The following is a 26,821-nucleotide window of genomic DNA, read 5'->3' as shown; positions in this document are numbered from 1 at the left end:
TTTGCGGCATTGGGCCGTCTGCTGCGGAACATACCAGGATCGCGCCGTCCATCTGGGCTGCGCCGGTGATCATGTTTTTGACATAATCGGCGTGGCCTGGGCAGTCTACGTGGGCGTAGTGGCGTGCTGCTGTTTCGTATTCGACGTGGGCTGTATTAATGGTAATACCGCGCGCTTTTTCTTCTGGCGCTGCATCGATCTGGTCGTAGGCTTTGGCTTCGCCGCCAAATTTCTTGGACAATACTGTCGCTATCGCTGCCGTCAATGTGGTTTTACCGTGATCTACGTGACCAATTGTGCCCACGTTCACGTGCGGCTTGGTGCGTTCGAACTTACCTTTTGCCATTTTATTCTTCCTTCAAAAAGAACGATTATCAACATAGAAAGCTCACCCCGACATGGGGTGAGCCCTTGATTCTTACTTAGTTTTTGCAGTCACGATCGCGTCGATAACGTTTTTCGGCGCTTCGGAATAGTGCTTGAATTCCATTGTGTAAGTTGCACGGCCTTGTGTTGCGGAACGCAACGAAGTCGAGTAACCAAACATTTCGGACAAAGGCACTTCTGCTTTGATGATCTTGCCGCCACCACCAGGAATCTCATCCATGCCTTGAACCATACCACGGCGTGAGGACAGATCGCCCATCACAGTACCAGCGTAGTCTTCAGGCGTTTCAACTTCAACCGCCATCATTGGTTCCAGGATAACTGGACTTGCTTTACGGCAGCCGTCTTTAAACGCCATCGAACCCGCCATACGGAACGCGTTTTCGTTGGAGTCGACGTCATGGTAAGAACCGAAGAACAGGGTTACTTTAACGTCAACAACCGGGTAGCCGGCCAATACGCCGGATGCCAGTGTTTCGATAACGCCTTTTTCTACCGCAGGGATGTATTCACGAGGAACAGTACCGCCCTTGATAGCGTCAACGAATTCGAAACCCTTGCCTGGTTCTTGCGGTTCGATTTTCAGAACAACGTGACCATACTGACCGCGGCCGCCGGACTGCTTGACGAACTTGCCTTCGATTTCTTCGCATGTCTTGCGGATTGTTTCGCGGTATGCAACCTGTGGCTTACCAACAGTTGCTTCCACGCCGAATTCGCGCTTCATACGGTCAACGATAATTTCCAGATGCAACTCGCCCATACCGCCGATGATAGTCTGGCCGGATTCTTCATCTGTCTTCACGCGGAAAGATGGATCTTCCTGTGCCAGGCGGTTCAGCGCCAAGCCCATTTTTTCCTGGTCAGCCTTAGTCTTAGGCTCAACAGCCTGAGAAATAACCGGCTCAGGGAAAACCATGCGTTCCAGAGTGATGATGGACGCTGGATCGCACAGTGTTTCGCCTGTAGTTGCTTCTTTCAAGCCAACCGCTGCAGCGATATCGCCGGCGTGCACTTCTTTGATCTCTTCGCGCTGGTTTGCATGCATCTGCAAAATACGGCCCAGACGTTCCTTCTTGTTCTTGTTCGGGTTATAGACTGTATCGCCCGACTTGACCATACCGGAATACACACGGAAGAAAATCAGCTGGCCGACGAACGGATCCGTCATGATCTTGAATGCCAGCGCAGAGAACTTCTCGCTGTCTTCTGCTTTACGTGTTGTCGGCTCATCATCTTCATCCAGGCCGGACACAGGTGGAATATCCACTGGCGACGGCAGGTATTCGATAACGGCGTCCAGCATTGCCTGTACACCCTTGTTTTTGAACGCAGTGCCGCACAGCATAGGCACGATTTCAGCAGCGATCGTGCGTGCACGAATAGCAGCCTTGATCTCAGCTTCAGTCAAATCACCTTCTTCAAGGTATTTGTTCATCAATTCTTCGTTGGCTTCAGCAGCAGCTTCCACCATTTTTTCACGCCATTCAGCAGCCTGGTCAGCCAGTTCTGCAGGGATGTCGCGGTAGTCGAATTTCATGCCCTGGGATGCGTCATCCCAGTAGATAGCCTTCATCTTGACCAGATCGACCACGCCCAGGAAGTTTTCTTCCGCGCCGATAGGGATTTGCATCAGGATTGGGTTAGCTTTCAGGCGTGCACGCATCTGCTCGTACACTTTGAAGAAGTTCGCGCCGGTACGGTCCATCTTGTTGACGAAGGCCAGACGTGGAACTTTGTACTTGTTCGCCTGACGCCACACTGTTTCAGACTGAGGCTGTACACCACCCACTGCACAGTAAACCATGCATGCGCCATCCAGCACGCGCATGGAACGTTCAACTTCAATCGTGAAGTCAACGTGGCCTGGGGTATCAATGATGTTGATGTGATGCTCAGGGAAGTTGTTCGCCATGCCCTTCCAGAAGCATGTCGTAGCAGCGGAAGTAATGGTGATACCACGTTCCTGCTCTTGTTCCATCCAGTCCATGGTAGCCGCGCCATCATGCACTTCACCGATTTTGTGGTTTACACCGGTATAGAACAATACACGTTCAGTTGTCGTTGTTTTACCAGCATCAATATGAGCTGAAATACCGATATTGCGGTAGCGCTCAATGGGGGTCTTACGGGCCATAGCTAATCCTAAATCTTTTAATGGACAAAACCGAGCGCAACTTTTTATAAAAATCGCGCCCGGCCTGATTCAAAATACCTGCTGAAACCATTGCACGAAATACATACAATGGCCTCTCACTCTTACTTTTAGAAGCGGAAGTGGGAGAAGGCTTTGTTGGCTTCTGCCATACGATGCACTTCATCACGCTTCTTCATTGCGCCGCCGCGGCCTTCTGCGGCTTCCAGCAATTCACCGCCCAGACGCTGCGGCATGGATTTTTCGCTGCGTTTGTTGGCAGCTTCACGCAGCCAGCGCATGGACAAAGCCAGACGGCGGACAGGGCGAACTTCAACAGGTACCTGGTAGTTCGCGCCACCAACACGGCGGGATTTTACCTCAACCATTGGTTTTGCATTGCTGATTGCAGCAGCAAACACTTCCAGCGGATCTTTGCCGGATTTTTGCTGGATGTGATCAAACGCGCCGTAGATAATGCCTTCAGCAACAGATTTCTTGCCGGACAACATCAATACGTTAACGAATTTTGCAACTTCTACATTGCCGAATTTTGGATCCGGCAGAATATCCCGTTTCGGGACCTCACGACGACGTGGCATTTCGATTCCTTTCAATCTTCAGTTGAGCGCGCGGCAACAAATTTACCCGCACTCGCGGCAGACCATCATAGTCAGCCACTTACTCGGCCCATTCGGGACCGACACTGTTCCGTTTTACCGGAGATTACTTAAAGATGACTTCTTGACTGATTACTTCTTAACAGCCTTAGCACGCTTCGCACCGTATTTGGAACGAGCTTGCTTACGGTCTTTAACGCCTTGAGTATCCAAAGCACCGCGAACCATATGGTAACGAACACCCGGCAAATCCTTTACACGACCACCGCGCAGCAGTACCACGCTATGTTCTTGCAAGTTATGGCCTTCACCGCCGATGTACGAAATTACTTCGAAACCATTGGTCAGACGTACTTTGGCAACCTTACGCAAAGCCGAGTTAGGCTTTTTTGGGGTTGTAGTATAAACACGGGTACATACGCCGCGTTTTTGCGGGCTGTTTTCCAGCGCCGGCGATTTGCTCTTGACACGTGCAGAAACACGTGGCTGGCGAATCAGTTGATTGATGGTTGGCATCGCTATTAATCCAACAAAATACAACGTTAAAACACAAACCCGGAAACGGTTGCCCGGGGACTAATCGGTATTTCTCGCTAGCGCGCGACTTGAAAAACTGGCGCGCGGCTGCAATTTTCAGCTATGAAATCGGCGGTTTTCGACGCGTTTCCGCATCCAGAAGCGCAATGCCATAGCCATCCCAAAATCGAGAACTCGCAAGTGTAACGCCTGAAAAGCCGCATTGTCAATGACTTTTACCCTACCCGGGCAGGCCCCAGGCAGCCTTGCCGGCGCCGCGATGGGCCTTTCAGCATAGAAAAAATCCGTGCAAATACAAGCTTTTGGGGACTTTCAGGGCTATTGGAGGCATGCGAACAGTAAATAGGCTCAAAGTTACCAATCGGGCAATTGTTGCAAGGCGTTACGCCGATCCCCTGTAAATATCCGCATAAATCATTTATATTGTGGCGCTCACACCCGTGCCAGCCGCCGGTGCAGGACTCATTGGTGTCATACTCCCGGCTCTCCATTATTCCCACATATCCGATGGCATCACCGCTACGCCCCGGCACACTCTATATAGTAGTCAGCTACCTGCTGATCTCCGCCCTGCCCTTCCTGCCGCTGGCCATGGGCCAGCCGGTAAGCGACCCATGGCGACTGGCAGCGATGGAAGCGGTCACCTGGGCGCTGCTATGGGCCGTCTTCAAAAAGCCGCGCTGGTTCCATTGGCTGCTACTGCACGCATTCCTCGCGGTGCCGACGGAAATTTATCTGCGGCTGTATTTCGGCCAGGGCATTTCCACGCACCATCTGGGCATCATTGCTGAAACCAGTCCGAAGGAAGCGCTGGAATTTCTCGGCAACAAGGCCTGGATGCTACTGGCGATCATGCTGGCTGTCATTGCCTGGTGGGCAAGCATCCTGCGGCTGGCCTGGCGCAGCCACGCGCTGAGCTGGAGCCATTATTCCCGCTGGCTGGCGATCGCTGCCTACCTGGTGGGCGCCTCCGTTTGGTTCTACGGGCGCGAACTGGGCGTAGCCAGCGCCAGCATCGTCGCCAAAGCGCCTGCATCGAATTCTGCACCTGCTTCAGGCTCTGCCAGTGAAGAAGAGGAAAACGACGATGCCAGTGACGCCGACGCATCGTCGTCCCCGGCAGTAAAAAAACCAGTGCCGGCCTCGCCTGCGTCTACGGCGTATGCCCGCTACGTCGCCAAAGCCGCGCTCTACCTGCCCAAGCTGCCGCGCTGGGCCAATATCCCGTATGACGACGATACCTTTGCCCGTACGTGGCCTTTCGGGCTGGTGTTGCGCGGCGTGGATTTCTGGAACGAGCGCAGTTATCTTGCCGACCTGGCAGGCAAGAGCAATGCCTTCAGCTTCCACGCCCATGACACCGGTCCCGCGGCAAGGCCGCAGATCGTCGTCATGGTCATCGGCGAGTCTTCCCGCTATGACCGCTGGAGCATCAACGGCTATCAGCGCGAAACCAATCCACTGCTGGGCAAGGAAGGCAACCTGGTTGCTTTCAGCAATATGGTGACGGCGGTCTCCGCCACCCGCCTGTCGGTGCCGGTCATCGTTTCCCGCAAGCCGGCGACGATGAGCCTGAAAGCAGGATTTTCAGAGAAATCCTTCCTGACGGCGTTCAAGGAGGCCGGTTTCAAAACTTTCTGGCTGTCTAACCAGATGAGTTTCGGCCAGTTCGATACGCCTATTTCCGTCTTTGCCAAGGAGGCAGACGTCACGCAGTTTTTGAATCTTGGCGGCTTTACCAACAGCTCCAACTACGACCAGATCCTGCTGGAGCCGATGAACAATGCGATGCGCGACGCTGCACCGAAGAAACTGATCGTGCTGCACACGCTGGGCAACCACTGGAACTACAGCCACCGCTACCCCAAGAGCTACGATAAATGGCAGCCATCGCTGTTTGGAGTGGAGAACCCTGCGTTCACGGACCTGGCCAACAAGCCAGCGCTAAACAACAGCTACGACAATTCTGTGCTATATACCGACTGGATGCTGGCCGAAGTCATCAGCAACCTGAAAGCATCCGGGCAGCTGGCATCGATGATGTTCGTGTCCGACCATGGGCAAACCCTGTACGACGGCAGCTGCAACCTGGCGTTTCATGGCCACAATACACAATACGAATTCCATATTCCGGCCTTCGTCTGGTATTCGGATGCCTTCAAAGAGGTTCATCCCGACAAGGTGGATCAAATGAACCGCCACCGCACTTCGCGGCTATCCACCGAGAATGTCTTCCACTCGCTGCTGGACATGGCCGATATCCGCTATCCGGACGAGAAGCTGCAATGGAGCCTGTTCAGCTCCCAGTTCAAGCGGCATACGCGCTATGTGGACAGTTATGGCTGGAGCAATTACGACAATGCCACATTCAAAGGCGATTGCCGCGAGGTGATAGACAAGAAAAAACCGCTGGCGCAGGAAAAATAACAACGCCGCACAGGCTCACTGCACGGGCGCGCCCTATACCAGACTGATAAAAAGCCCCACCAAGGCAAATGCAACGAATATGCAGTACACCATAAACAATGCCAGCGCGCGCAAGATTTGCGGTATCCAGCGCCCTCCATATACTTTGCGTAATGCGGCAATAAAGTAGACGATAAAAATAGTCGCCAGCGGCCCGGCAAGAGTAAACGGCAGCAGGGTCAGCAAGAACAGCAGAAATGCAAACGCGTGCACATGCAAGACAAACACCAGATGCACGCCATAGACAAAGCGGCGACGGAAATAGGTAATCCACAACAGAAAGGCAAAGATAGGCATCAGCGCAAAGACCGCATATGGCAGTTTGTGCATGGCCTCTTTTTGCAAATGCGCCAGGGTGTCGTCCGGGTGGGCCACATAGTCGTCCTTCAGGCGCTCCAGCCTTTGACCCCATGCATTTAACCAGGGAGTGTCGCTGCTCAGCATCTGTCCGCCAGGTTTAACCTGGTCTGCGGCTTGCTCCCCGGCTTGCTTTTTCTCATCTATTGCCAGTTCCCGCGCGGCATCGGCCTTGTTCCGCCCCCTATCGTCGGCAGACTTTCCTACCGGTCCAAGGGGCAAGTTCTTGATGATGGTAAGCGTCTGCGTCCGCGACTCTCCGTCCGCATTGGGAATGACGCGCACCACCGACCCAAACAGGCCTAGCAGCACAAAAAAGATGAAGCTGATTGTCAGGTAGAGCTGCAAAGGCTTGATATAGCGCTGCCGCCTGCCAGCGACGTACTCAGTCGTCAAGTGCCCTGGACGGGTGAGCAGCGTCCATAGCGTACGCGTTAGTGTTCCCTCCAGCGCCACGTAGTGATGCAGGTATTCGTGGATGAATTCAAACAGCGTAGGCGTTTCAATATGTGTCTTCTGCCCGCAGGCAGGGCAAAAATTGTCTGGCGCAGGGTGCGCACAATTGGCGCACACTCCAGATGAGTAGGAAGAGCCTGAAGTCATACCGCCTCAAAAAAGAAGAGCACAAAAAATGATTCGACTTGTGATAGTACAAGTGTTTTTTAAGCAAGCCAATCGCCAAATGGCAAATGTATCGGACAATGCCGACAATTTTCCGAGATTTGCAAGAATTGCATCAGTAACACTTTCTCCCTTACACTGACGGTATGCCTCGTCATTCCCCCCCCTCCATCACCTTGAACAGCCAAGACCAGGCTTCCGCAGTACTCGCGGGCGCGTGGCTGGTGTGCGCTATCGCTGAAGAGGATGTGATGCCCAAGCTGAAAGCCGGCCTCAAGCAGGCCGAAGCGAAGGCAAAAACAGGCGCAGGATCACAGAATGGATCGAGCGGCCTGCGCTGGGATCTGTCGCAGGTTACAGCGCTGGACACCATCGGCGCCCAGATGCTGTGGCAAGCCTGGGAGAAGAAACGCCCGCAGCAGCTGGTGCTGTTGCCCGAGCACGAGGGACTGTTCAAGCGACTGGAAGAGGTCAGCGCCATCGCCATACCGCGCGAACCCAAGCCCCGGCTGACCCGCGTGATGCAGCTGGGCCGCACCATGCTGACGTTCTTCGAGCACCTGCATGACTTCATCGGCCTGCTGGGCCAGCTGGTGCTGGACCTGATGCGGCTGGTGCGCCAGCCGCACCGCGGCCCATGGAAGGAAATATCGGCCAATATCTACCGCACCGGTTTCCAGGCGCTGGGCATTACCGCACTGGTCGGCGCGCTGATCGGCGTGGTGCTGTCGTATCTGTCGTCCAACCAGCTGCGCACCTTCGGCGGCGATATCTACCTCGTCAATATCCTCGGCATGGGCATCATCCGCGAACTCGGCCCCATGCTGGCTGCCATACTGGTGGCAGGCCGCTCCGGCTCGGCCATTACGGCGCAGCTGGGGGTCATGCGGGTGACGGAAGAGCTGGATGCGATGACGGTGATGGGCATACCCCAAGGCTACCGGCTGATCATGCCCAAGGTCGTGGCGCTGGCGATTTCCATGCCCTTGCTGGTGATCTGGACTGACGCCATGGCGCTGCTGGGCGGCATGCTGGCCGCGCAGGCAAAGCTGGGCATGGCGCCGCAATTTTTCTGGAACAAGTTGCCGGAAGCGGTACCGCTCGCCAATTACTGGCTGGGACTGGGCAAGGGTGCTGTGTTCGGCATCCTGATCGCGCTGGTGGCCTGCCAGTTCGGCCTGCGCATACAGCCCAATACCGAGAGCCTGGGCCAGGGCACCACCAGTTCCGTCGTCATTTCGATCACCGTCGTGATCCTGGCCGATGCCGTGTTTGCAATCATGTTCAGCAACGTGGGCTACTGACCATGAGCGACGGCCCCATCATTGATATCCAGAACCTGCGCACGCAGTTCGGCCGCGCAGTCGTGCATGACAACCTGAACCTGCAGGTGAAACAGGGGGAGATACTGTCCATCGTCGGCGGCTCCGGTTCGGGCAAGACGGTGCTGCTACGCCAGATGCTGGGACTGGAAATGCCGACCAAAGGCACGATCAAGATCCTGGGCGAAGACATCCACTCCAGGCAGGCCAAGCACATGCAGTACCTGCGGCGCCGCTCCGGCATGCTGTTCCAGCACGGCGCGCTGTACTCGGCGCTGTCGGTATACGACAACGTCGCGCAACCCATGCGCGAGTTGCGAACACTGCCGGAAGCACTGATCCGCGACATGGTCTACCTGAAGCTGCAAATGGCGGACATCGCTTTCGAGCATGCGAAGAAAATGCCGTCCGACCTGTCCGGCGGCATGATCAAGCGGATCGCGCTGGCGCGCGCCCTGGCGCTCGACCCGGAACTGCTGTTCCTCGATGAGCCGACGGCGGGGCTGGACCCCGACCGCTCGGATAGCTTCGTCAAGCTGATCCTGTCCCTGCACAAGCAATTGCGGCTGACCGTCATCATGGTCACGCATGACCTCGACAGCCTGTTTGCACTGTCCGACCGGATTGCAGTGCTGGCGGATAAGAAGGTACTCGCCGTGGGAACATCGCAGGAAGTCGTCAAGGTAAAACACCCCTTCATAGAAAGATTTTTCCTGGGAGGACGCGGGGTCAGGGCAATGGAAGTCCTGGACCAGCCGGATCCGGAACCAGTCGCCACGGCAACTGCTCCGCAAGAAGAGAAGGAACATTAAAATGGAAAACAGATCCCACGCGCTGATGGCGGGCTTTTTTACGATAGGGCTGCTGGTGGCCACCGTGCTGATCGCCGTCTGGTTCGGCCGCGACAAGATACAGCGTACGCCGTATGAAATTGCTACCCGCATGTCGGTTGCCGGCCTCAACCTGCAGGCGGCGGTACGTTACAAAGGCATCAAGGTCGGCAATGTGACCAATGTGAAGTTCGACCAGAACACGCCGGGCATGATCGTCATCCGCATAGAAGTGACACCGGATACGCCGATCACGCAATCTACCTTTGCCACGTTGGGTTATCAGGGCGTGACAGGTATCGCCTACGTACAGCTGGATGACGACGGCAGCTATCAGGTGCCGATCGCCGCCAATCCGCTGGAATTGCCGCGCATTCCGCTCAGGCCCGGCCTGCTGCAAAACCTGGAGCAGCGCGGCACCGCCATCCTGGGCCAGGTGGAAGAGCTGACCAAGCGCATCAACAATCTGCTGGACCCTGAGCGGCAAAAAACCATCGCTTCGGCCATCGACAATATCAACCAGGCGGCGATCAAATGGCAAGCCTTGCCGGACAAGCTGGAACCCACGCTGGTGAAACTGCCGGCGCTGGCCGACCAGGCGCAGCATACGCTGGGCTCGCTGAAGAATCTGAGCGACAATGCCGGCAAGCTGAGCAACAACCTGAACGGGCTGGTGACAACCATCCAGGCGCCGGACGGCCCGCTGGTGAAACTGACACAATCGGTAGACCAGATCAGCAACGGCCTGACCTACGACACACTGCCCAAGGTGAATGCCTTCACTACCGATGCGCGCACGACCTTCAGGAGCATTAACCGTACCGTGGACAAGATCAACGACAGGCCGCAAAGCCTGCTGTTCGGCGGCCCGCCGGTAGTGCCGGGCCCTGGAGAGCCGGGTTTTGCTGCACAAAAGCCATGATGCAATGACGGAAAGAACCATGATGAAAATTCCTCGTATCGCCACTTTGGCCACCCTGATGGTGCTCGTCGCGGGCCTGGCAGCCTGCTCCACGCCCGCGGCTCCGCCGGTACAGATGTATGACCTCGGCCCATTGAAAGCCGGCGCCGCTGCGCCAGCCGCCACCGGTGCGCCGGCCCCCAATGGCGCGCTGCCCGCCATCAGCCTCGCCGACGTCACTACGGCCGCATCGCTGGACAGCAATTACATGCTGTACCGTCTCCAATATGAAAACGGCCAGCAGCTGCGCTCTTATTCACAGCACCGCTGGAGCATGGCGCCCGCCCAGTTGCTGGCCCAGCGCCTGAAAATGCGCGTGGCCGCAGCCGGCGGCGTGATTGTCTCGGCCACCGATGGCGCCGCCAACCTGCCGGTGCTGAAAATTGACCTGGACGACTTTTCGCAGCAATTTTCGTCTCCCGCCACCAGCGTTGCTGTCGTCAGCGTGCGCGCATCCATTTTCAAGGGGCGCAACCTGGTTGCACAGCAAAGCTTTTCGCAGCGAGCCGATGCCGGAGGAGATGCGCCCGGCGGCGCCAGGGCAATGACAGAGGCCAGCGACGCGCTGATCAACAACATCGTGTCCTGGCTGCAAGGCTTTCCGCTGAATTGAAACCGGCAACCCCGATGACCACGAGCCGCCATGACTGATCCCGAGCCGTCCCCCGGGCCGACGCGGGCGGCACCGGCAGAGCCAGGCCCTTCGCCCGCCCCACCGCTCACACCGCTGCGCTCTTCGCCGTTTGCCAGGGCCAGCCTGGTCGCCTACCTGTTCCTGATCGTCTATGCGAGCTGGTATCCGTTCTCAGGCTGGCAAAACGATAACCTGGCGGCGCTCAGCGATGTGATCCGGCAATGGCCGCGCTACTGGACCTGGTTTGACGTGCTGACCAATGTCGTCGGCTATGTGCCGCTTGGCATCCTGCTGGTGTTCGTACTCTACCCTTGGTGCCGGCGCTGGCTGGCGATCATCCTGTCCGCGTTGTTTGGCGTGCTGATTTCAGGCACGATGGAAACAGTGCAATACTTCCTGCCTTCCCGCGTCACTTCGCCGCTGGACTTCCTCACCAATTCGGCCGGCGCACTGATAGGTGCGATACTGGGGGTGCTGCTGACGCCGCTGATCCTGGAAAAAGGGCGCCTGCGGCTGCTGCGCAAGCACTGGCTTTCCAAGGAGGCCAGCCGAGAAATGGTGATCCTGGGCCTGTGGCCGCTGGCGCAGATCTATCCGCAAGCTTACCTGTTCGGCCACGGTCAGCTGCTGCCCATCTTTTCCGACTGGCTGAGCGACCTGTTCGACATGCAGATCGATATCGGGGAAGTGCTGCGCAACGGCATAGAGTTAAGCGCCGAGGAATATTGGCTGTCAGAAACTATCATCACTGCTTGCGGCTGTACCGGCGCCATCCTGATGTGCCTGTCCATCCTGAACCGCAATGCTCCCAAGGTCAGGGTTACTGCTTTGCTGATGCTGGCTGCGCTGGGCGTCAAGGCGATGGCCAATGCGCTGCTGTTCAAGCCCGAATATGCATTTTCCTGGCTGACGCCGGGCGCCCAGGGCGGCCTATTGATCAGCGGCATCATGCTGTACGGCTTTTCTTACGCGCCTGTGCGCGCGCAAAAGCGCTTGGCGGTGCTGATGCTGCTGATCAGCCTGATCTTCGTCAATCTGGTGCCCGGCAATCCCTATTTCATCGTCACGCTGCAAACCTGGGTACAGGGAAAATTTTTGAACTTTAACGGCGCTGCACAGTTCTTATCGCTGCTATGGCCGTTTTTTGCGTTGTGGGCGCTGCTGCGCACGCCGGCCGCGCGAAGCGCAAAATAGGCTGGGTCGCCGTCGCAAACATCCGTAAGCGCCGTTACAGCTCGTAACATAGCAAACCGCAATTGAACTGTGACCGGCCTCGCGCTCCGATGTATCATATGCACCAATATATGCACAAATGAAAATCTCTGATCTTCCGCTTAACTATGTCCTTTGCGCATAGTTTCAATAAAACGAGTTTCCAATGCCAGACACCCCAGATACTCCCTACTACGAAAAGCACGTCTTTTTTTGCCTGAACCACCGTGAAGACGGTCGCCCCTGCTGTGCCGACCGTGGCGCGCAAGCCGCGCAGGAGCATGCAAAAAAAAGAGTCAAGCAACTGGGCCTGAACGGCCAGGGCAAAATACGCATCAATAAGGCTGGTTGCCTGGACCGCTGCGAAGAAGGCCCGGTACTGGTGGTCTATCCGCAAGGCACCTGGTATACCTTCGTGGACCAGGAAGACATAGACGAGATCATCGATGTCGATCTGGTGGGCGGCAAGATCGTGGAACGCCTGAAGATCTGAGGCCTGCACACATGAATATCCATACCCAGCAATTTATGATTGCCGGCGCCGTCGGCCCGCTCGAATGCGCGCTGGACCTGCCGGATGCCGAGCAGTTTGCGCAACCTATCGGCCTGGCGCTGGTCGCCCACCCGCATCCGCTGTATGGCGGCACGATGGACAACAAAGTCGCGCAGACCCTGGCACGCACATTCACCGCACTGGGCTATGCCACAGTGCGCATGAACTTTCGCGGTGTCGGCAAATCGGAAGGCGTCTACGATACCGGCGCCGGCGAAACCGACGACATGGAAATCCTGCTGGCGCATATGCGCCAGCAATACCCGGACCTGCCGCTCGCTCTGTCCGGTTTTTCATTTGGCACTTTTGTGCAGGCGCAATTGCAGCAGCGGCTGATTGCCCAAGGCACCCCTGCCGAGCGGTTAGCGCTGGTCGGCACCGCCGCCGGCAAATGGCCGATGCCGCAAGTGCCGGCAGACAGCATCCTGATCCACGGTGAACTGGACGACACCATCCCGCTGCAGCAGGTGTTCGACTGGGCCAGGCCGCAGGACATCCCTGTCATCGTGATTCCCGGCGCCGACCATTTTTTCCATCGCCGCCTGCCGCATATTAAAAACCTGATCGTCAGCATGTGGGGCAAGACCCCTGTGCAATAATCAGTATCCATTCCGTTTCAGCCAGTTTCAACCTCGTTTCAAGAACCAACTACATGAAAAAATTCCTCGCCACACTCGCAGCCGGTCTGCTCACCCTCTCTGTCGCAACGGCGCAAAGCCTGCCGGCACCTAGCATCGCTGCCCGCTCATGGGTATTGCTGGATGCGACCAGCAACCAGGTTATTGCTTCGCAAGAACCGACGCTGCGCATAGAACCCGCGTCGCTGACGAAGATCATGACCGCCTACATCGTTTTTGAAGCGCTGAAGGACAAGAAACTGGACCTGGCCCAATCGGTCAATGTTTCCACCCATGCGTGGAAAGTGGATTCCAGCAGCTCCAAGATGTTTATCGAGCCGAACAAGCCTGTCACCATCAATGAACTGCTGTATGGCCTGATCGTCCAGTCCGGCAACGACGCAGCGGTTGCACTGGCCGAGGCCGTGGCCGGCAGTGAAGACGCTTTCGTCGTGCAGATGAATCGCGAAGTGGAGCGCATGGGCCTGAAAGGCACACATTTCGCCAATCCGCACGGCCTGCCCAGCCCTGAAAATTATTCGACGGCGCAAGACCTGTCGGCAATGGCGGCACGCCTGATTGCCGATTTCCCGGCCTTCTACAAAACCTATTATTCGACCAAGAGCTTTACGTACAACAAGATCACGCAGCCTAACCGCAACCGCCTGCTGTGGCTGGATCCTACCGTGGACGGCATGAAAACCGGCCATACCGAAGCTGCCGGCTATTGCCTGGTGACGTCGTCGATACGCGCCAACGGCACAGGCCAGCGCAGGCTGATCTCCGTCCTCACCGGCGCCAGCAGCGACCAGGTGCGTGCGCAGGAAAGCCTGAAGCTGCTGAACTGGGGCTTCCTGAACTTCGACACCGTGAAGCTGTACGCAAAGGGCCAGGCCATCGCGACACCAGAAGTATGGAAAGGTACGCAAAGCACAGTCAAGATCGGCTTCACGCAAGACCTGTACGTGACCTTGCCTAAAGGCAGCGCAGCCAAGCTGAAACCGGCGCTGGAACGCAAAGACCCGCTGGTGGCGCCTATCGCAGAAAACAGCAAGGTCGGCACGGTGAAGATGATGCTGGACGGGAAACCAGTGGTGGAATTCCCGGTACTGGCGCTGGAGCAGGTGAACCAGGCCAGCATCTTCGGCCGCGCCTGGGATTCGCTGCGTTTATTGTTTAAATAAACAGCTCTGCCCTGTTTAAAAGAATGGCGCCTGGGTCGACGACCCAGGCGCCATTTTCTTTTTGCTATTCTTTATTTGCATAAGGCAAGCAGAGTTTCTGTGTAAAATTTGTGCTCCCTCTACTCTTCCCTCACCCCTGCCATGAACGATCCCCTGGTTTACCTGAACGGCGCCTACACTCCCATTTCCGAAGCAAAAATCCCGGTGCTGGACAGGGGTTTCATTTTCGGCGACGGCATCTACGAAGTGATCCCGGTCTACGGCCGCAAGATGTTCCGCGCCGACCAGCATTTCGCCCGCCTGTTCCGCAGCCTGGCATCCATTTCCATTGCCAACCCGCACAGCAAGGAAGAATGGCTGCAACTGATCGCCAGGGTCATGGAGGCACATGAGGCAGAAGACCAGATGGTCTATATCCAGGTTACCCGCGGCGTCGCCAAGCGCGCGCATGCCTTCCCCAAGGACCCGGTGCAACCGACCGTCTTCATCATGACCAACCCGATCACGCTGCCGTCCGATGCAGTGCGCGCCAAGGGTGCCGCCTGCGTATCGATGGAAGACAAACGCTGGCTGCGTTGCGAGATCAAGTCCATTTCGCTGCTGGGCAATGTGCTGGCCGCGCAAAATGCCGCCGAGCATGCCGTAACCGAAAGCATACAGTTTCGCGACGGTTTCCTGACCGAGGCCTCATCATCCAACGTCTGGGTCATCAAGGATGGCGTGGTGGCGGGACCGCCCAAGGACAACCTGATCCTGGAAGGCATACGCTACGGCCTGATGGAAGAACTGTGCAAAGCCAACGACATCCCTATCGTGGCGCGCCGTATTACCCGCGAGGAAGTCTTTGCCGCCGATGAAGTGTTGCTGTCGTCCGCGACCAAAGAAGTGCTTGCAGTGGTCAGCATAGACGATCAGACTATTGGAAAAGGCCAACCCGGCCCCATTTATCAGAAATTGTACGCGGCCTATCAGCAAGCCAAGGCCGCGTCCGCCAGATAAGCCAAACCGATAAAGAAGACTGCGATGCCGACAACCAATACTCCTGCTGAAGTGCAAGAAAGCCTGATCGAATATCCCAGCGATTTCCCGATCAAGATCATGGGTGTCATGCAGGATGCCTTTGCGCAAACCATGGTGGACCTGGTGACATCGCACGATCCCACCTTTCATGCCGGCAAGATGGATATGCGCCCTTCCACCAAAGGCACCTATCTGGCGCTGACGGTGACGGTGCGCGCCACCAGTCGCGAACAGCTGGATAATTTATACCGCGACCTGTCTTCGCATCCTATGGTCAAAGTAGTCCTCTAAGCCAAATATTTGTTTTTTAAAATGCGCTGCAACTTCGGTTGCAGCGCATTTTTTTTGAGGCAACGAATTCATTACGCCAAAGGATCACTCGATAAATTTATATATTGCTTTAAGGAAAATTTTTATTCATGATGAGCTTGTTAAGTCGCCAATAACAAGACAAGAAAATGATTGAATTTCCGTATTAACAAAAAATAAATATATTAAACGCAACATCCTGTTACATATATAAATGCTTCTGCTACAATCGCCGAATTTTGTTCCTCTTTACTAAATACCAACAACAGCAATGGCAATATTGAAATGAGTCGTTGCCAGCGCCACATTTTTACTGACGATTGTGCCCGATGGTTTTCCGCTTCCGTGTAAATCAATGGTCTGCCTGGGCACCCGGTTTACTCGACATAAGTGCCTGGCAAGGCTGGTTAAAAAATCCGCTTCCACTCACCGATGTGGACGGTTCACCTGCGCTTGCCGAAATGCCTGCAATGATGCGCAGACGGGTTGAGAAGCTGGGCCGGGCCGCCTTGCAGTCTGCGTACCGCGCACTCGGAGCATCTACGAACTGCCCCATTGTATTTGCGTCAAGGTACGGCGACATCGCGCGCTCGATTGAATTGCTCAGGCAGCTCGCTGCCCAGGAAACCTTGTCACCTACCGGTTTCAGCATGTCGGTACATAATGCGATCGGCGCCCTGTTTTCCATCGCCCGCGGCGATACGGGGCAGTACACCGCCATTGCCGCAGGAGACGAAACGGTGGAGGCCGCATTTACGGAAGCCTGCGGCCTGCTTGCCGATGGCGCCGACTCAGTCCTCATCGTGGTGTACGACGAACAATTGCCTGACATATACCGGCGATTCGGCGATGAAGGCAGCTTTCCAAGGGCATGGGCATGCCTCATCAGCCAAGCGGCACGCGGTGGGGTTAGCCTGCAGCCAACCCCCGCCATCGCACTGGGCACCTCCTCTCAATGGCCGCCGGCGGACATGAAGGCATTGCAGTTTCTGACATCGGGCGCAGCCGCTTATCACCACACATGCAAAGGCCGCACCTGGCAATGGCAGCGACATGATTAAAAAACTTGATCAATGCTGGCGTATTTTCGCGACCGCCCTTTCTTTCCTCGCATTCGGCCTGGGTGGCCTGCTGCTGAGGCTGGCGGTTTTCCCACTACTGAAACTGGCGGTCGGCAACCAGCATGCGCAAGAAGTAAAACTGGCCAGACTCATCGTGCATATTACGTTTAAGGCATTCATCAATCTGATGCAAGGCCTGGGCGTACTTCGCTACCGGATCAACGGACTGGAAAAGCTGGATCGTCCCGGGCTGCTAATCCTGGCGAACCATCCGAGCCTGATTGACGTTGTATTCCTCATCGCAATGATCCGGAATGCCGATTGCGTGGTCAAGGCCAGCCTGGCGCGCAATCCGTTCACGCGCGGCCCCGTTCGCGCGACTAACTATATTTGCAATGACAGCGGAGCGCCACTGGTGGACGCCTGCATCGCATCACTCAGGGAAGGCAGCAACCTCGTGATGTTCCCTGAAGGAACCCGCACTCCGGTCAGCGGAATAATGAAGCTGCAAAGGGGTGCCGCGAATATCGCGGTACGCGGCCGGCATGACATTACCCCGGTAACCATACATTGCGTGCCGCTCAGCCTGGCAAAGGATATGCCTTGGTGGAAGGTACCACCGCAGCGCATCCAGTTCACGATAGATATACAGGATGATATCGCCGTCCGCCCATTTATTGAGCAGGCAGAAGGCGAAATGGCTGTCGCGGCGCGACAGCTGACTCATCACTTACACCACTACTTTTCGACGGAGAACACTCATCATGCAGGTGCTTGAACATGAAATCAAAACATTGATCATCGAAGCACTGAACCTGGAAGACTTGGGTCCGGATGACATAGACCCTGCAGCGCCGCTATTTGTTGAAGGCCTGGGGCTGGACTCCATCGATGCACTAGAACTCGGGCTGGCGCTGCAAAAACGATACGGCATCAGCCTGTCGGCGGATTCCGAAGAGACCCGCAAGCACTTTGCCAGCGTGCGCAAGCTTGCCGAGTTCGTCAACAGCAACAGGAATAACTAAAATAATTGCCTGGCGCAAGCAACAAGTTACAATAAATACAATCATCTCATGCAATGATGTCGGCACAGACCGACCAGATAAAGAAACAGGGGAAATACCATGACCAAGCAGGAAATGTTCGCTCACCTGAGCGCTATCCTTCAAGATACCTTCGACATACCAGCAGAAAATATCAGGCCTGAGTCGCGGTTGTATGAAGATCTGGACATCGATAGCATCGATGCGGTCGACCTGATCGTCAAGCTGAAGCCGATTGCCGGCAAGCGTCTGCAACCTGATGCGTTCAAATCCGTACGTACGCTGCAGGACGTGGTCGACGCATTGCACGGTCTGCTGACGGAAACTCCCGAACCTTCGACGCCGGCTCATCAGAACACGGCGCCCGACACCACCATTGCATAGACGAAGTAGCAGAGTGCAACTCGCCTTTGTTTCCATACTGACGCTGGCCTATCCATTGCTGGTGTTTTTCGGCATTGGGCATTTCGAACCCCGTAGTATCGCGCTCCTCCTGGCCGCGTTGGCGCTGGTGCGCGGAATTGCCATGCGCCAGAAAATCTGGCTGCTTGCCGCAGCGGGCGCACTTTGCCTGGCGGGCATCAGTATTTTCGCTAACCAGTTACTACCGCTCAAACTGTATCCGGTTTTGGTGAACGGCGTTTTGCTTGCTGCTTTTGGAATCAGCCTCGCCTATCCTCCTACGTTGATCGAACGTCTGGCCAGGCTGCAGGAACCCGACCTGCCGCCGAAAGGCATTGCATATACACGTAGCGTCACCAAGGTGTGGTGCGCTTTTTTTCTGGTGAACGGCAGCGTTGCACTGATCACCGCACTATGGTGCAGCAGCGCCGTATGGGCGCTGTACAACGGCTTTATCTCTTATGTGCTGATGGGCAGCCTGTTCGGCGTCGAATGGCTGATACGCCGCCGTGTCAAGGCAAGGATTGACGATGAGTGAAATCCTCGCACTCTCTCACCTGATGCAAACCGGCCGTGCCGCGGACCATCCGATATCGTTCCGCGGGCATCTTTCCATCGATTTTTCTGCATTTGCGGCAGAAATGGCAAACTGGTATGCAGCATTCATCAGGCATGGCGGCTCACGTTTCGCCTTATATTTTGAAGACAGTGCCCACTTCGCCGCCGCGCTGTTTGCGGCCTGGCATGCAGGAAAATGCGTGTACTTGCCAAGCGATATACTGCCTTCGACGCTGATTCGCCTGCGGGAGCAAGTGGACGGATACGCCAGCGACTTGCCGGGTGAAAATTCCCTGCTCGCCGAGCCTGAATCGATCTTGCCCGCATGGCAGCCTTTGGATCCCGACGCCGAGCACCTGGTGATTTTTACATCAGGCTCTAGCGGAGAACCGAGTGCCATCGGCAAACGGTTGTCTCAGGTATTTGACGAAGTGTCAGCGCTGGCAGGCTGCTTCCAGCCATTGATGCAGAAGGCGACCGTCCTGGCGACCGTTTCTCACCAGCACATCTATGGCCTGCTGTTTCGCGTGTTATGGCCGCTGGCCGCGGGGCGGGCATTCGCCGCAACCAGACTCGCCTATCCTGAGCAGATTGCTGCCGCCATCGCAGAAGTGGACGGTACGAGCGTACTGATCGCCAGCCCGGCCCATTTGAAGCGCCTGCCTGAAGAGCTCCCCTGGACAACCGGCAGGCGCAAACTGGCCGCGGTGTTTTCTTCCGGCGGCCCATTACCGCAAGAGGCCTTGCCTGCATGCCGGGAATTGCTGGGCCAAGCGCCGATTGAAGTATACGGAAGCTCCGAGACTGGCGGCATCGCATGGCGCCAGCGGAGACACGACCAAGATACCGGCTGGACCATGCTGCCCGGCGTAGAGATACGCGTGCTGAACGACAGCCTGCAAGTCCGTTCCGCGCATCTGTCTGACCGGCTATGGCAAGCGACCGGCGACCGGGTAGCACGCACCGCTAGCGGTTTTGAACTGCTCGGACGGGCAGACCGCATCGTCAAGCTGGAAGAGAAGCGAGTGTCACTCAATGCCATGGAGGCAGCACTTTCGGCGACGGGCCTGCTGGAAGAAATAAGACTCCTTACGCTGCCAGGCGCTCGCATGACGCTGGGGGTAGTCGCGGTTCCGAACAAGAACGGCTGGGCAATTTATGATCAATCCGGAAAAACCGGACTCAACACCGTGTTGCGGAAAGCCCTCGCCGGCGTAGTTGAAACCAGCGCGCTGCCACGGCGCTGGCGCTACCATTGGGCCTTTCCGGTCAATAGCCAGGGCAAGACTACCGCTGCGTCACTGCTGGCCTTATTTGACCCGCGGCGACCCGCAGCAAGGTTGCTGGAACAAGAGGCTGGCCGCGCACTTCTGCAGATTGACGTCACAGCGCATCTACCCCAATTCGATGGACATTTCCCGGGGACACCGATACTTCCAGGCGTCGCGCAGATAGACTGGGCCATAACGTTGGGCCGTGAACTGTTTGCATTGCCGCCTGACTTTCTGCGTATGGAAAACATCAAATTCCAGCAAATAATATCTCCTGGCATTTCCCTTATGCTGGAGCTGACTGTTGCCGGCCGGCCCACGCCTACCGGCGAGGAGTACATGTTGACGTTCAAATTTACATCGATAGCCGGGCCGCACGCAGGCGGTCGTATTGTGTTCGGCCAGCTGGAAGATCCAGCTATTTCGACGGTGCCGCCGGGAGTTCCCGCATGAATTTCTGCGCGGTGATTCCTGTGTATAACCACGGCGCAGCGATAGGCGCCGTCGTCAGTGCAGTCCGCCACCACGGTCTTTCCTGCATACTGGTGGATGACGGCAGCGACGCAGCATGCGCCGCAGTGCTGGATTCTCTGATAGCAGCCGACCCCACGCATCTGACTCTGGTACGGCTGGCCAGCAATCAGGGCAAGGGAGGCGCAATGATGGCCGGCTTACGGCAAGCCCAGGAGCAAGGGTATAGCCATGCGCTCCAGATCGATGCTGACGGCCAGCACAACACGGGCGACATACCTGTATTCCTGCAATGGTCGCGTACCTGCCCCGACGCCCTGATCGCCGGCTGCCCGGAATATGATGGCAGTGTGCCCAAGGCGCGTTTATACGGACGCTACGCGACTCATGTATGGGTCTGGATCAATACGCTGTCGCTGGCCATCCGGGACTCCATGTGCGGGTTCCGGGTATATCCGTTGCAGGCCACCGTGCAATTGATTGATCAGGTGCGCATCGGCACACGGATGGATTTCGATATTGAAATCGCAGTCCGGCTGTTATGGCGAGGCACTCCCGTCATGAATGTTCCGACGCGCGTCCATTATCCCAGCGACGGACTATCCCACTTCAAGGCATTCAGGGACAACGTCCTGATTTCACGCATGCATGCAAAATTGTTTGCAGGCATGCTGGTGCGCATGCCTTTTCTACTCTGGCGCAAGGTCAGTTCATGAGTACAGCAGGCATCCATCCTCCACGGCCTGCGCACTGGGCGCACCTCGGCGAAAGTACTTTTGTGCTCGGCATCTGGCTGTTATTCTGGATACACAGGTTATTGGGCCGCTGGCCTTTCAGGCTGTGCCTGTATCCCGTGGTCGTGTTTTACTGGATATCGAATCCGCAACTCCGTGCCGCCTCCCTGCAGTACCTGCAAAGGCTACAGGCCGCTACCGGCGCGCTCGGCCGTGCGCCCTCCCGTAGCGACAGCCTGCGCCATGTGGCACTGTTTGGCGAAACCATGCTCGACAAGCTGCTGGCAGTGTCTGGGCGCTACCAGCAGGCCGCAGTCAGGCTGGAAAACAGCCAGCACGTCAAACCAGGCGGTGTCATTGTGACTGCCCATATGGGTTGCCTGGAGTTGTGCCGCAGCATGGCCGAGAAATATACGATAGTCGGCGGCAACAAAGTGAAGCTCAACATACTGGTGCATACCCGTCATGCGGAACAGTTCAACCGCGTCCTGAAGCGCCTGAACCCGCAGAACGATTTCCGGCTGATAGAGGTGAGCCAAATAAGTCCCGCCACTGCCATCCTGCTGGCAGAAAAAATCGCTGCCGGAGAGTACGTCGTCATCGCCGGCGACCGCATCCCCGTGGTCGCCGGCAGGACTGTCGGTGTCGACTTTCTGGGTCACGCAGCACAACTTCCAATCGGCCCCTATGTACTGGCTGCGCTGTTGAAGTGCCCGCTATACCTGCTGGGTTGCATCCACGAAAACAGCGGATATGCCATCCACTTCGAAGTATTGGCCGATAAGGTGGAATTACCGCGCCGGCATCGGGATCAAGCAATTGCTGCCTACGCTGCGCTGTATGTCACGGCGATCACCGCACTATTGAAGCGTTCGCCATACGACTGGTTTAATTTTTTCCCTTTCTGGGATCAGGCAAATGCCACAACTAAATAAAGAGACCCTACCTGCCAGGCCTGACCTCAGCCATGAGATCACCCTGTCGCCAGCATTCCACGACCTGGACCCGATGGATATTGTCTGGCATGGCAACTACGTCAAATACCTGGAAATCGCACGCTGCGCCTTGCTCGGCAAGTTCAACTACGACTATCCGCAGATGCTGGCGTCCGGATATGCGTGGCCGATCGTCGATATGCGGCTCAAATATGTGAAACCGGCCACGCTGGGCCAACAGCTGAACGTGCGCGCAGAGATCACGGAATGGGAGAATCGCCTGAGAATAGACTACCTGATCAGCGATGCCGCTACCGGCCACAAACTGAACAAAGCACATACGATCCAGGTCGCGGTGGACATGGCCAGCGGCGACATGCAATACGTCTGCCCTCCTATTTTATGGCAATGCCTGGGAGTACAGCACGCATGAGTATTGCAAACCGCTTGTTGCGGCCTATTTTACCAATCCTGGCCATGCTGGCGCTCTCTTTCCTGCCGATGTCGCACGCGGCGGACCTGGCGGCAAGCGTGCGCGGCGCCCTCGTCCAATCGCCCGTCCTGCGTGGCGAATTCGAGCAAAGCAAGCAGGTCGCCGGATTCAAAAAAAACCTGCTGTCGCGTGGAGATTTCCTGGTTGCACGCGAGCACGGCGTCATCTGGCGCACGCGTGAACCTTTTGCCAGCCTGCTCAAACTGACGCGCGACGAAATCGTTGCTACCCAGGGAGGCGAAATCGCTTTTCGGCTGAGCGCCAGCAAAGAACCTTCTGTGCGCATTATCAACGGACTGATGTTTTCACTACTGAACGGTGATATACAAAGCCTGGCGGAGCATTTCAGGGTAGACGGCTCGGCAAGCGGTAAAACATGGAAATTGTTACTGACGCCCCGGAATCCGGCACTATCCAAAATGATCAGCCAGGTTGAACTGGCAGGCGACCAGTATGTCCGCAATATCAATATCGCCGAAGCCAATGGCGATAAGACCAGCATTCATTTTTTTGCACAAAGTACAGAACCGGCGAAGCTGAGTCCGGAAGAGGCGGCGCGGTTTGACTGAAACCCGGCACTCTTCAGCAAGATCACGCTGGCAGGCGATTGCCTGGCTGGTGCTGGTGCTCGCCATGGCGGGCCACAATCTGTGGCTGTGGACTGGAGGCCGCCTGCAGATCGACACCGACATCCTGGCCATGCTGCCGCAAAATGAGCACGATACGGCAGTACAGAACGCCACTCGCCGGCTTGCCGATGCAGCATCTCGCCGCATCGTCGTGCTGGTAGGCGGACAAGACTGGGCTTCAGCACAGCGGGCAGGCGATGCGTATGCCGGCAAATTGGAAAGAGCCCCTATGCCGCTGGCCTTGCGCTATCAGGTAAGCGATGCAGCGGCCGCCCAATGGCTTAACTTTTATACCCCCTACCGGGCCCAGTTGCTTACTTCAGAACAGCGCCGCCTGTTAAGCACGCAATCTCCGCAATGGCAAGCCACGCAGGCAATAGAAATCCTTTACCGGCCAATGGGCATGCCGCGCATAGGCGAATGGCGCGATGATCCGTTGAATCTGTTTGCCGGCTGGCTCGGCGCCCGTGCGGCAGATAGCAAGGTCAGGATCAGCGACGGCAGGCTATCCGTTGCAACATCAACAGACAAGGGTACGCAATATTATGCGCTGCTGATGCTGGAGCAGCAGGGATCCGCTTTTTCCATATCGGCCCAGCAAGCCCTTATTCCGCTGCTGGAGCAAGCCAGAGCCGCTGCGCAGGCAGCAGCGCCCGGCACTCAGATTTTTGTCGCTGGCGTCCCCTTGCATGCGGCGGCGGCGGCCAGTCAAGCGGAGCATGAGATACACACTATAGGCATCGGCTCCCTGCTGGGCATTGTCGTTCTGACGCTTTTCGCATTCAGCGCCATACGGCCGCGCATTCTGGTCACGTTGTCGATAGCAATCGGCCTGCTCGCTGCGGTCTCGGTCTGTGCGATAGTATTTGGGCGCCTGCACCTGATTACATTGGTCTTTGGCGCCAGTCTGGTTGGTGTAGCAGAGAACTACGGCACCAATTACTACAGCAACCGGCTGGGCCGCCCTCATGCGGAACGCTGGTCCATGGTAAAAGAGCAGTCCCCGGTCATGTGGCTGGCAATGCTGACGACCACGATAGGCTACGCGCTGCTGGCGCTGGCGCCTTTTCCCGGACTCAGGCAAATGGCGGTCTTTTCGGCCACCGGACTGGTCGCCGCATTCATCACAGTGCTGTGGTGGTTTCCATTCCTGGACAAGGGGCAGATGCATGCCACGCGGCTGTCACGCTGGATAGGCAGCCGCCGCGCTTGGTGGCCAGCGCTGGGGCGCAACAGGTTCACCATACTGTTTGCAACCGCCACCGCTATAGTACTGATTTGCGGCATCTCACAGCTGCGCGTGAATGATGATATACGCCTGATGCAAAATTCGCCTGCCGTGCTCATCAAGGACCAGTTGCAGGTAAATAAGCTGCTGGACCTTCCCGGCCCCGCCCAGTTTTACCTCGTGCAAGGCAGCAGCGCCGATCAGGTGCTGGAGCGGGAGCAAGCATTGAAAATGCAATTGACTCCCCTGTTACAGGATGGCTGGATTTCCGGGTACCAGGCAGTGTCGGACTGGGTGCCGTCCCTCCAGGAACAACGTGCAAATGCAGGACTGGTGCGCGACAAGATCTTTGGCGAACATGGCGTGCTTGAACTGGCGAGCGCGCAGCTGGACGAAAAACTGGTACCGCCTGCCGCATCTGTTTTTACGCCCTTGCTGCCGGATGAATGGCTGAAATCTCCTGTGTCGGAAGCAGCGCGTTACCAGTGGTTAGGAAAATTCGAGGACGGCTACGCCAGCATCATTTTGCTGCGCGGCGTGGACAAGCCTGCCAAGCTTGCGCGGCTGGCGGACATTGCCGGCAACGTTCCTGGCGTGCGCTGGGTGGACAAGGTCGCTGAAGTATCCAGCGTCATGGGCCACTACCGAACCATCATGGCCGGAGTGATCATGGCCGCTTATGTCCTAGTGTTGGCTGCCCTCAGCCGCAGATTTGGGCGCAAGGCATGGCGCGCGCTGGCGCCTTCCGCACTGGCCAGCTGCCTGGCGCTGTCTGTCCTGGCAATCTGCGGCCAGCCGTTGCAACTTTTCAATGTGCTGGCATTGCTGCTGATACTCGGCATGGGAGTGGACTACGGCATATTTTTGCTGGAACAACCCGGCAAGAATGAAACCCGTCCCTTCCTTTCCATCACGCTGGCAGCGGCCAGCACTCTTCTGTCATTCGGCCTGCTGGCGCTGTCAGGCACTCCCGCCTTGCGCGCTTTTGGCCTCACCATGCTGCTGGGCATCGCGCTGGCCTGGATTCTTACCCCGCTTTTTATGCCGGACAACCATAACAAAACCGCAAAGCCCACATGAACCTGACGCAAGATAAAAGTTTTTCGCCGGACAAGCAAACCGCCTTTGCTGCACGCTATGAAGCGCAGAAGATTGCCTTTGGCCCCGTTGTGTTCCAATGCGTCCGCTATGCGTGGAAAAGGGGAATACTGGAAGCGCTGGCCAAATCTGCCGAATCCGGCCGCAGCATAGAAGAGCTGGCGGAAACCGGGCAATGGACCAGCTATGCACTGAAGACAGTGCTGGAAACCTGTCTCTCCGCAGGGGTCGTACGGCTCAGCGAAGGCAACTACCTGCTGGACAAAGCCGGCTACTGCGTGCTGAGCGACAGCATTACGCAGATCAACCTGAATTTTGTCCACGATGTCTGTTATCAGGGCCTATTCGACCTAGACATCTCACTGGATCAGGAAAAACCCATCGGCCTGAAAACGCTGGGCGACTGGCCCACGCTATACCAGGGCATGGCGGAGCTTCCCGAACCGGCAAAAACCAGCTGGTTTGCCTTCGACCACCACTACTCGGACACCTCCTTTCCAGAAATACTGCCGGATGTATTTGCAACGGCGCCGCGGCGCATCATGGACGTCGGCGCCAACACGGGCAAATTCAGCCTCGCGGCCCTGGAATACAACGCCGGGGTAGAACTGTTTCTGGTGGACCTGCCACAGCAATTGGAGGTTGCCAAAAGCAAGCTCGCTGCTGCCGGCCTGTCTGCACGCAGCAGCCTGCACCCGGTAGACATGCTGCTGCCCGATGCCCCCTTCCCGGCAGGGATGGACGTGGTCTGGATGAGCCAGTTCCTCAGCTGTTTCAGCGAACCGGTCATCGCGGGCATCCTGCAACGCGCCAGCGACGCACTGGCTCCGCACGGACAGTTGCTGATCATGGACACTTTCTGGGACAGACAGCGTTACGATATCGCCGCCTATTGCCTGATTAACACTTCACCGTATTTCACTGCAATGGCGAGCGGCAACAGCAAAATCTATCAAAGCGGCGACTATATACGCCTGGGCGAACAAGCCGGCCTGAAACTGCTCACCGTCAGGGACAGCATAGGCTATTGCCACTCATTGCTGCGTTTCGTCAAGGAATGAGCCGTATGCCGACCCTCAGCATGAAAGCTTGCCTTCGTGTTCTATGCTTGGCTTTTTTGGTATGCATACTGGC

Annotated in this window: 28 protein-coding genes; 23 read left to right on the top strand and 5 right to left on the bottom strand. The window is 56.6% G+C overall.

The genetic code is table 11. The features are described 5' to 3' along the window. The 4 genes from ACO0LO_RS27565 to rpsL all read right to left on the bottom strand — a co-directional run. Nucleotides 1-346: GTP-binding protein (locus ACO0LO_RS27565; protein WP_422969491.1), on the bottom strand; the 346-nt coding region annotated here is incomplete at its 3' end. A 72-nt stretch (nucleotides 347-418) separates the two neighbouring features. Further along, nucleotides 419-2,524: an elongation factor G gene (gene fusA / locus ACO0LO_RS27560; RefSeq protein WP_422969489.1), complete on the bottom strand. Its 2,106-nt coding sequence runs from the start codon at nucleotides 2,522-2,524 to the stop codon at nucleotides 419-421. A gap of 128 nt (nucleotides 2,525-2,652) precedes the next feature. Further along, nucleotides 2,653-3,123, bottom strand: coding sequence for a 30S ribosomal protein S7 (gene rpsG / locus ACO0LO_RS27555; RefSeq protein ID WP_394781820.1), 471 nt, complete (start codon nucleotides 3,121-3,123; stop codon nucleotides 2,653-2,655). A gap of 150 nt (nucleotides 3,124-3,273) precedes the next feature. Further along, complete coding sequence (gene rpsL, locus ACO0LO_RS27550; protein ID WP_110258019.1) at nucleotides 3,274-3,657, bottom strand: 30S ribosomal protein S12; 384 nt, start codon at nucleotides 3,655-3,657, stop codon at nucleotides 3,274-3,276. Between the two features lie 528 nt (nucleotides 3,658-4,185). Here rpsL and ACO0LO_RS27545 point away from each other — a divergent pair. Continuing rightward, on the top strand, nucleotides 4,186-6,105 hold the full coding sequence (locus ACO0LO_RS27545; protein WP_422969487.1) for a phosphoethanolamine transferase: 1,920 nt from the start codon (nucleotides 4,186-4,188) through the stop codon (nucleotides 6,103-6,105). 33 nt (nucleotides 6,106-6,138) lie between these two features. On the opposite strand, the gene ACO0LO_RS27540 is transcribed toward ACO0LO_RS27545, so the two are convergent. Further along, nucleotides 6,139-7,104, bottom strand: coding sequence for a DUF3667 domain-containing protein (locus ACO0LO_RS27540; RefSeq protein ID WP_422969485.1), 966 nt, complete (start codon nucleotides 7,102-7,104; stop codon nucleotides 6,139-6,141). A gap of 164 nt (nucleotides 7,105-7,268) precedes the next feature. On the opposite strand from ACO0LO_RS27540, the gene ACO0LO_RS27535 reads away from it, so the two are divergent. From ACO0LO_RS27535 to ACO0LO_RS27430, 22 genes are all read left to right on the top strand, one after another. Then, nucleotides 7,269-8,426 (top strand): MlaE family ABC transporter permease, encoded by a 1,158-nt coding sequence (locus tag ACO0LO_RS27535; protein WP_422969483.1) that lies wholly within the window; start codon nucleotides 7,269-7,271, stop codon nucleotides 8,424-8,426. A gap of 2 nt (nucleotides 8,427-8,428) precedes the next feature. Further along, nucleotides 8,429-9,256, top strand: coding sequence for an ABC transporter ATP-binding protein (locus ACO0LO_RS27530; RefSeq protein ID WP_422969481.1), 828 nt, complete (start codon nucleotides 8,429-8,431; stop codon nucleotides 9,254-9,256). Nucleotide 9,257: 1 nt separating this feature from the next. Further along, a complete protein-coding gene (locus ACO0LO_RS27525; protein WP_422969479.1) occupies nucleotides 9,258-10,196 on the top strand; it encodes an MlaD family protein in 939 nt (312 codons plus the stop codon). Nucleotides 10,197-10,215: 19 nt separating this feature from the next. Continuing rightward, on the top strand, nucleotides 10,216-10,848 hold the full coding sequence (locus tag ACO0LO_RS27520) for an ABC-type transport auxiliary lipoprotein family protein (RefSeq protein WP_422969477.1): 633 nt from the start codon (nucleotides 10,216-10,218) through the stop codon (nucleotides 10,846-10,848). A 30-nt stretch (nucleotides 10,849-10,878) separates the two neighbouring features. Beyond that, the gene (locus tag ACO0LO_RS27515) at nucleotides 10,879-12,063 is read left to right on the top strand and encodes a VanZ family protein (RefSeq protein WP_422969475.1); all 1,185 of its coding nucleotides are present in this window, start codon (nucleotides 10,879-10,881) and stop codon (nucleotides 12,061-12,063) included. Between the two features lie 184 nt (nucleotides 12,064-12,247). Next, nucleotides 12,248-12,574, top strand: a complete 327-nt coding sequence (locus tag ACO0LO_RS27510; RefSeq protein WP_394781811.1) for a (2Fe-2S) ferredoxin domain-containing protein — start codon at nucleotides 12,248-12,250, stop codon at nucleotides 12,572-12,574. Between the two features lie 11 nt (nucleotides 12,575-12,585). Beyond that, nucleotides 12,586-13,233: an alpha/beta hydrolase gene (locus tag ACO0LO_RS27505; RefSeq protein WP_422969473.1), complete on the top strand. Its 648-nt coding sequence runs from the start codon at nucleotides 12,586-12,588 to the stop codon at nucleotides 13,231-13,233. Nucleotides 13,234-13,286: 53 nt separating this feature from the next. Beyond that, entirely contained in the window at nucleotides 13,287-14,435 is a 1,149-nt protein-coding gene (locus ACO0LO_RS27500) for a D-alanyl-D-alanine carboxypeptidase family protein (protein WP_422969471.1), read from the top strand. 141 nt (nucleotides 14,436-14,576) lie between these two features. After that, entirely contained in the window at nucleotides 14,577-15,434 is an 858-nt protein-coding gene (locus tag ACO0LO_RS27495) for a D-amino acid aminotransferase (protein ID WP_422969469.1), read from the top strand. 24 nt (nucleotides 15,435-15,458) lie between these two features. Beyond that, complete coding sequence (locus ACO0LO_RS27490) at nucleotides 15,459-15,746, top strand: DUF493 family protein (protein ID WP_422969467.1); 288 nt, start codon at nucleotides 15,459-15,461, stop codon at nucleotides 15,744-15,746. A gap of 347 nt (nucleotides 15,747-16,093) precedes the next feature. After that, entirely contained in the window at nucleotides 16,094-16,825 is a 732-nt protein-coding gene (locus ACO0LO_RS27485) for a beta-ketoacyl synthase chain length factor (protein WP_422969465.1), read from the top strand. Then, nucleotides 16,818-17,603 (top strand): lysophospholipid acyltransferase family protein, encoded by a 786-nt coding sequence (locus ACO0LO_RS27480; protein WP_422969463.1) that lies wholly within the window; start codon nucleotides 16,818-16,820, stop codon nucleotides 17,601-17,603. Before ACO0LO_RS27485 ends, ACO0LO_RS27480 begins: the two co-directional genes overlap by 8 nt. Next, nucleotides 17,590-17,850 carry a phosphopantetheine-binding protein gene (locus tag ACO0LO_RS27475; RefSeq protein ID WP_422969461.1) on the top strand — a complete coding sequence of 87 codons (261 nt, stop codon included), beginning with the start codon at nucleotides 17,590-17,592 and terminating at the stop codon, nucleotides 17,848-17,850. The genes ACO0LO_RS27480 and ACO0LO_RS27475 overlap by 14 nt, the downstream gene beginning before the upstream one ends. Nucleotides 17,851-17,949: 99 nt before the next feature. Continuing rightward, nucleotides 17,950-18,252: an acyl carrier protein gene (locus ACO0LO_RS27470; RefSeq protein ID WP_422969459.1), complete on the top strand. Its 303-nt coding sequence runs from the start codon at nucleotides 17,950-17,952 to the stop codon at nucleotides 18,250-18,252. A gap of 13 nt (nucleotides 18,253-18,265) precedes the next feature. Continuing rightward, nucleotides 18,266-18,808, top strand: a complete 543-nt coding sequence (locus tag ACO0LO_RS27465; RefSeq protein ID WP_422969457.1) for a hypothetical protein — start codon at nucleotides 18,266-18,268, stop codon at nucleotides 18,806-18,808. Continuing rightward, entirely contained in the window at nucleotides 18,801-20,552 is a 1,752-nt protein-coding gene (locus ACO0LO_RS27460; RefSeq protein WP_422969455.1) for an AMP-binding protein, read from the top strand. Before ACO0LO_RS27465 ends, ACO0LO_RS27460 begins: the two co-directional genes overlap by 8 nt. Further along, nucleotides 20,549-21,286 carry a glycosyltransferase family 2 protein gene (locus tag ACO0LO_RS27455; RefSeq protein WP_422969453.1) on the top strand — a complete coding sequence of 246 codons (738 nt, stop codon included), beginning with the start codon at nucleotides 20,549-20,551 and terminating at the stop codon, nucleotides 21,284-21,286. The genes ACO0LO_RS27460 and ACO0LO_RS27455 overlap by 4 nt, the downstream gene beginning before the upstream one ends. Continuing rightward, nucleotides 21,283-22,239 carry an acyltransferase gene (locus ACO0LO_RS27450; RefSeq protein WP_422969452.1) on the top strand — a complete coding sequence of 319 codons (957 nt, stop codon included), beginning with the start codon at nucleotides 21,283-21,285 and terminating at the stop codon, nucleotides 22,237-22,239. The genes ACO0LO_RS27455 and ACO0LO_RS27450 overlap by 4 nt, the downstream gene beginning before the upstream one ends. Then, nucleotides 22,223-22,672 carry an acyl-CoA thioesterase gene (locus tag ACO0LO_RS27445; RefSeq protein WP_422969450.1) on the top strand — a complete coding sequence of 150 codons (450 nt, stop codon included), beginning with the start codon at nucleotides 22,223-22,225 and terminating at the stop codon, nucleotides 22,670-22,672. The genes ACO0LO_RS27450 and ACO0LO_RS27445 overlap by 17 nt, the downstream gene beginning before the upstream one ends. Beyond that, the gene (locus ACO0LO_RS27440; protein WP_422969448.1) at nucleotides 22,669-23,301 is read left to right on the top strand and encodes an outer membrane lipoprotein carrier protein LolA; all 633 of its coding nucleotides are present in this window, start codon (nucleotides 22,669-22,671) and stop codon (nucleotides 23,299-23,301) included. The genes ACO0LO_RS27445 and ACO0LO_RS27440 overlap by 4 nt, the downstream gene beginning before the upstream one ends. Then, nucleotides 23,294-25,669, top strand: a complete 2,376-nt coding sequence (locus ACO0LO_RS27435) for an MMPL family transporter (RefSeq protein ID WP_422969446.1) — start codon at nucleotides 23,294-23,296, stop codon at nucleotides 25,667-25,669. The genes ACO0LO_RS27440 and ACO0LO_RS27435 overlap by 8 nt, the downstream gene beginning before the upstream one ends. Next, on the top strand, nucleotides 25,666-26,748 hold the full coding sequence (locus ACO0LO_RS27430; protein WP_422969444.1) for a class I SAM-dependent methyltransferase: 1,083 nt from the start codon (nucleotides 25,666-25,668) through the stop codon (nucleotides 26,746-26,748). The genes ACO0LO_RS27435 and ACO0LO_RS27430 overlap by 4 nt, the downstream gene beginning before the upstream one ends. Nucleotides 26,749-26,821 lie beyond the last annotated feature (73 nt).

Origin of the sequence: Undibacterium sp. TJN25 (genome assembly GCF_049339885.1) — a bacterium.
In the GTDB taxonomy this organism is placed as follows: domain Bacteria; phylum Pseudomonadota; class Gammaproteobacteria; order Burkholderiales; family Burkholderiaceae_D; genus Undibacterium.
Note: the sequence above shows the minus strand (reverse complement) of the source record. Positions and strands in the feature narration are given on the sequence as shown.

Bases quoted from the DNA above. Each gene is read 5' to 3' on its own strand.
- ACO0LO_RS27470 (WP_422969459.1), top strand. From the start codon at position 17,950: ATGACCAAGCAGGAAATGTTCGCTCACCTGAGCGCTATCCTTCAAGAT.
- ACO0LO_RS27540 (WP_422969485.1), bottom strand. From the start codon at position 7,104: ATGACTTCAGGCTCTTCCTACTCATCTGGAGTGTGCGCCAATTGTGCG.
- ACO0LO_RS27455 (WP_422969453.1), top strand. From the start codon at position 20,549: ATGAATTTCTGCGCGGTGATTCCTGTGTATAACCACGGCGCAGCGATA.
- ACO0LO_RS27450 (WP_422969452.1), top strand. From the start codon at position 21,283: ATGAGTACAGCAGGCATCCATCCTCCACGGCCTGCGCACTGGGCGCAC.
- ACO0LO_RS27430 (WP_422969444.1), top strand. From the start codon at position 25,666: ATGAACCTGACGCAAGATAAAAGTTTTTCGCCGGACAAGCAAACCGCC.
- ACO0LO_RS27500 (WP_422969471.1), top strand. From the start codon at position 13,287: ATGAAAAAATTCCTCGCCACACTCGCAGCCGGTCTGCTCACCCTCTCT.
- ACO0LO_RS27495 (WP_422969469.1), top strand. From the start codon at position 14,577: ATGAACGATCCCCTGGTTTACCTGAACGGCGCCTACACTCCCATTTCC.
- ACO0LO_RS27520 (WP_422969477.1), top strand. From the start codon at position 10,216: ATGATGAAAATTCCTCGTATCGCCACTTTGGCCACCCTGATGGTGCTC.
- ACO0LO_RS27485 (WP_422969465.1), top strand. From the start codon at position 16,094: ATGGTTTTCCGCTTCCGTGTAAATCAATGGTCTGCCTGGGCACCCGGT.
- ACO0LO_RS27440 (WP_422969448.1), top strand. From the start codon at position 22,669: ATGAGTATTGCAAACCGCTTGTTGCGGCCTATTTTACCAATCCTGGCC.
- ACO0LO_RS27535 (WP_422969483.1), top strand. From the start codon at position 7,269: ATGCCTCGTCATTCCCCCCCCTCCATCACCTTGAACAGCCAAGACCAG.
- ACO0LO_RS27510 (WP_394781811.1), top strand. From the start codon at position 12,248: ATGCCAGACACCCCAGATACTCCCTACTACGAAAAGCACGTCTTTTTT.
- ACO0LO_RS27490 (WP_422969467.1), top strand. From the start codon at position 15,459: ATGCCGACAACCAATACTCCTGCTGAAGTGCAAGAAAGCCTGATCGAA.
- ACO0LO_RS27460 (WP_422969455.1), top strand. From the start codon at position 18,801: ATGAGTGAAATCCTCGCACTCTCTCACCTGATGCAAACCGGCCGTGCC.
- rpsL (WP_110258019.1), bottom strand. From the start codon at position 3,657: ATGCCAACCATCAATCAACTGATTCGCCAGCCACGTGTTTCTGCACGT.
- ACO0LO_RS27530 (WP_422969481.1), top strand. From the start codon at position 8,429: ATGAGCGACGGCCCCATCATTGATATCCAGAACCTGCGCACGCAGTTC.
- rpsG (WP_394781820.1), bottom strand. From the start codon at position 3,123: ATGCCACGTCGTCGTGAGGTCCCGAAACGGGATATTCTGCCGGATCCA.
- ACO0LO_RS27505 (WP_422969473.1), top strand. From the start codon at position 12,586: ATGAATATCCATACCCAGCAATTTATGATTGCCGGCGCCGTCGGCCCG.
- ACO0LO_RS27515 (WP_422969475.1), top strand. From the start codon at position 10,879: ATGACTGATCCCGAGCCGTCCCCCGGGCCGACGCGGGCGGCACCGGCA.
- ACO0LO_RS27545 (WP_422969487.1), top strand. From the start codon at position 4,186: ATGGCATCACCGCTACGCCCCGGCACACTCTATATAGTAGTCAGCTAC.
- ACO0LO_RS27445 (WP_422969450.1), top strand. From the start codon at position 22,223: ATGCCACAACTAAATAAAGAGACCCTACCTGCCAGGCCTGACCTCAGC.
- ACO0LO_RS27480 (WP_422969463.1), top strand. From the start codon at position 16,818: ATGATTAAAAAACTTGATCAATGCTGGCGTATTTTCGCGACCGCCCTT.
- ACO0LO_RS27525 (WP_422969479.1), top strand. From the start codon at position 9,258: ATGGAAAACAGATCCCACGCGCTGATGGCGGGCTTTTTTACGATAGGG.
- ACO0LO_RS27475 (WP_422969461.1), top strand. From the start codon at position 17,590: ATGCAGGTGCTTGAACATGAAATCAAAACATTGATCATCGAAGCACTG.
- fusA (WP_422969489.1), bottom strand. From the start codon at position 2,524: ATGGCCCGTAAGACCCCCATTGAGCGCTACCGCAATATCGGTATTTCA.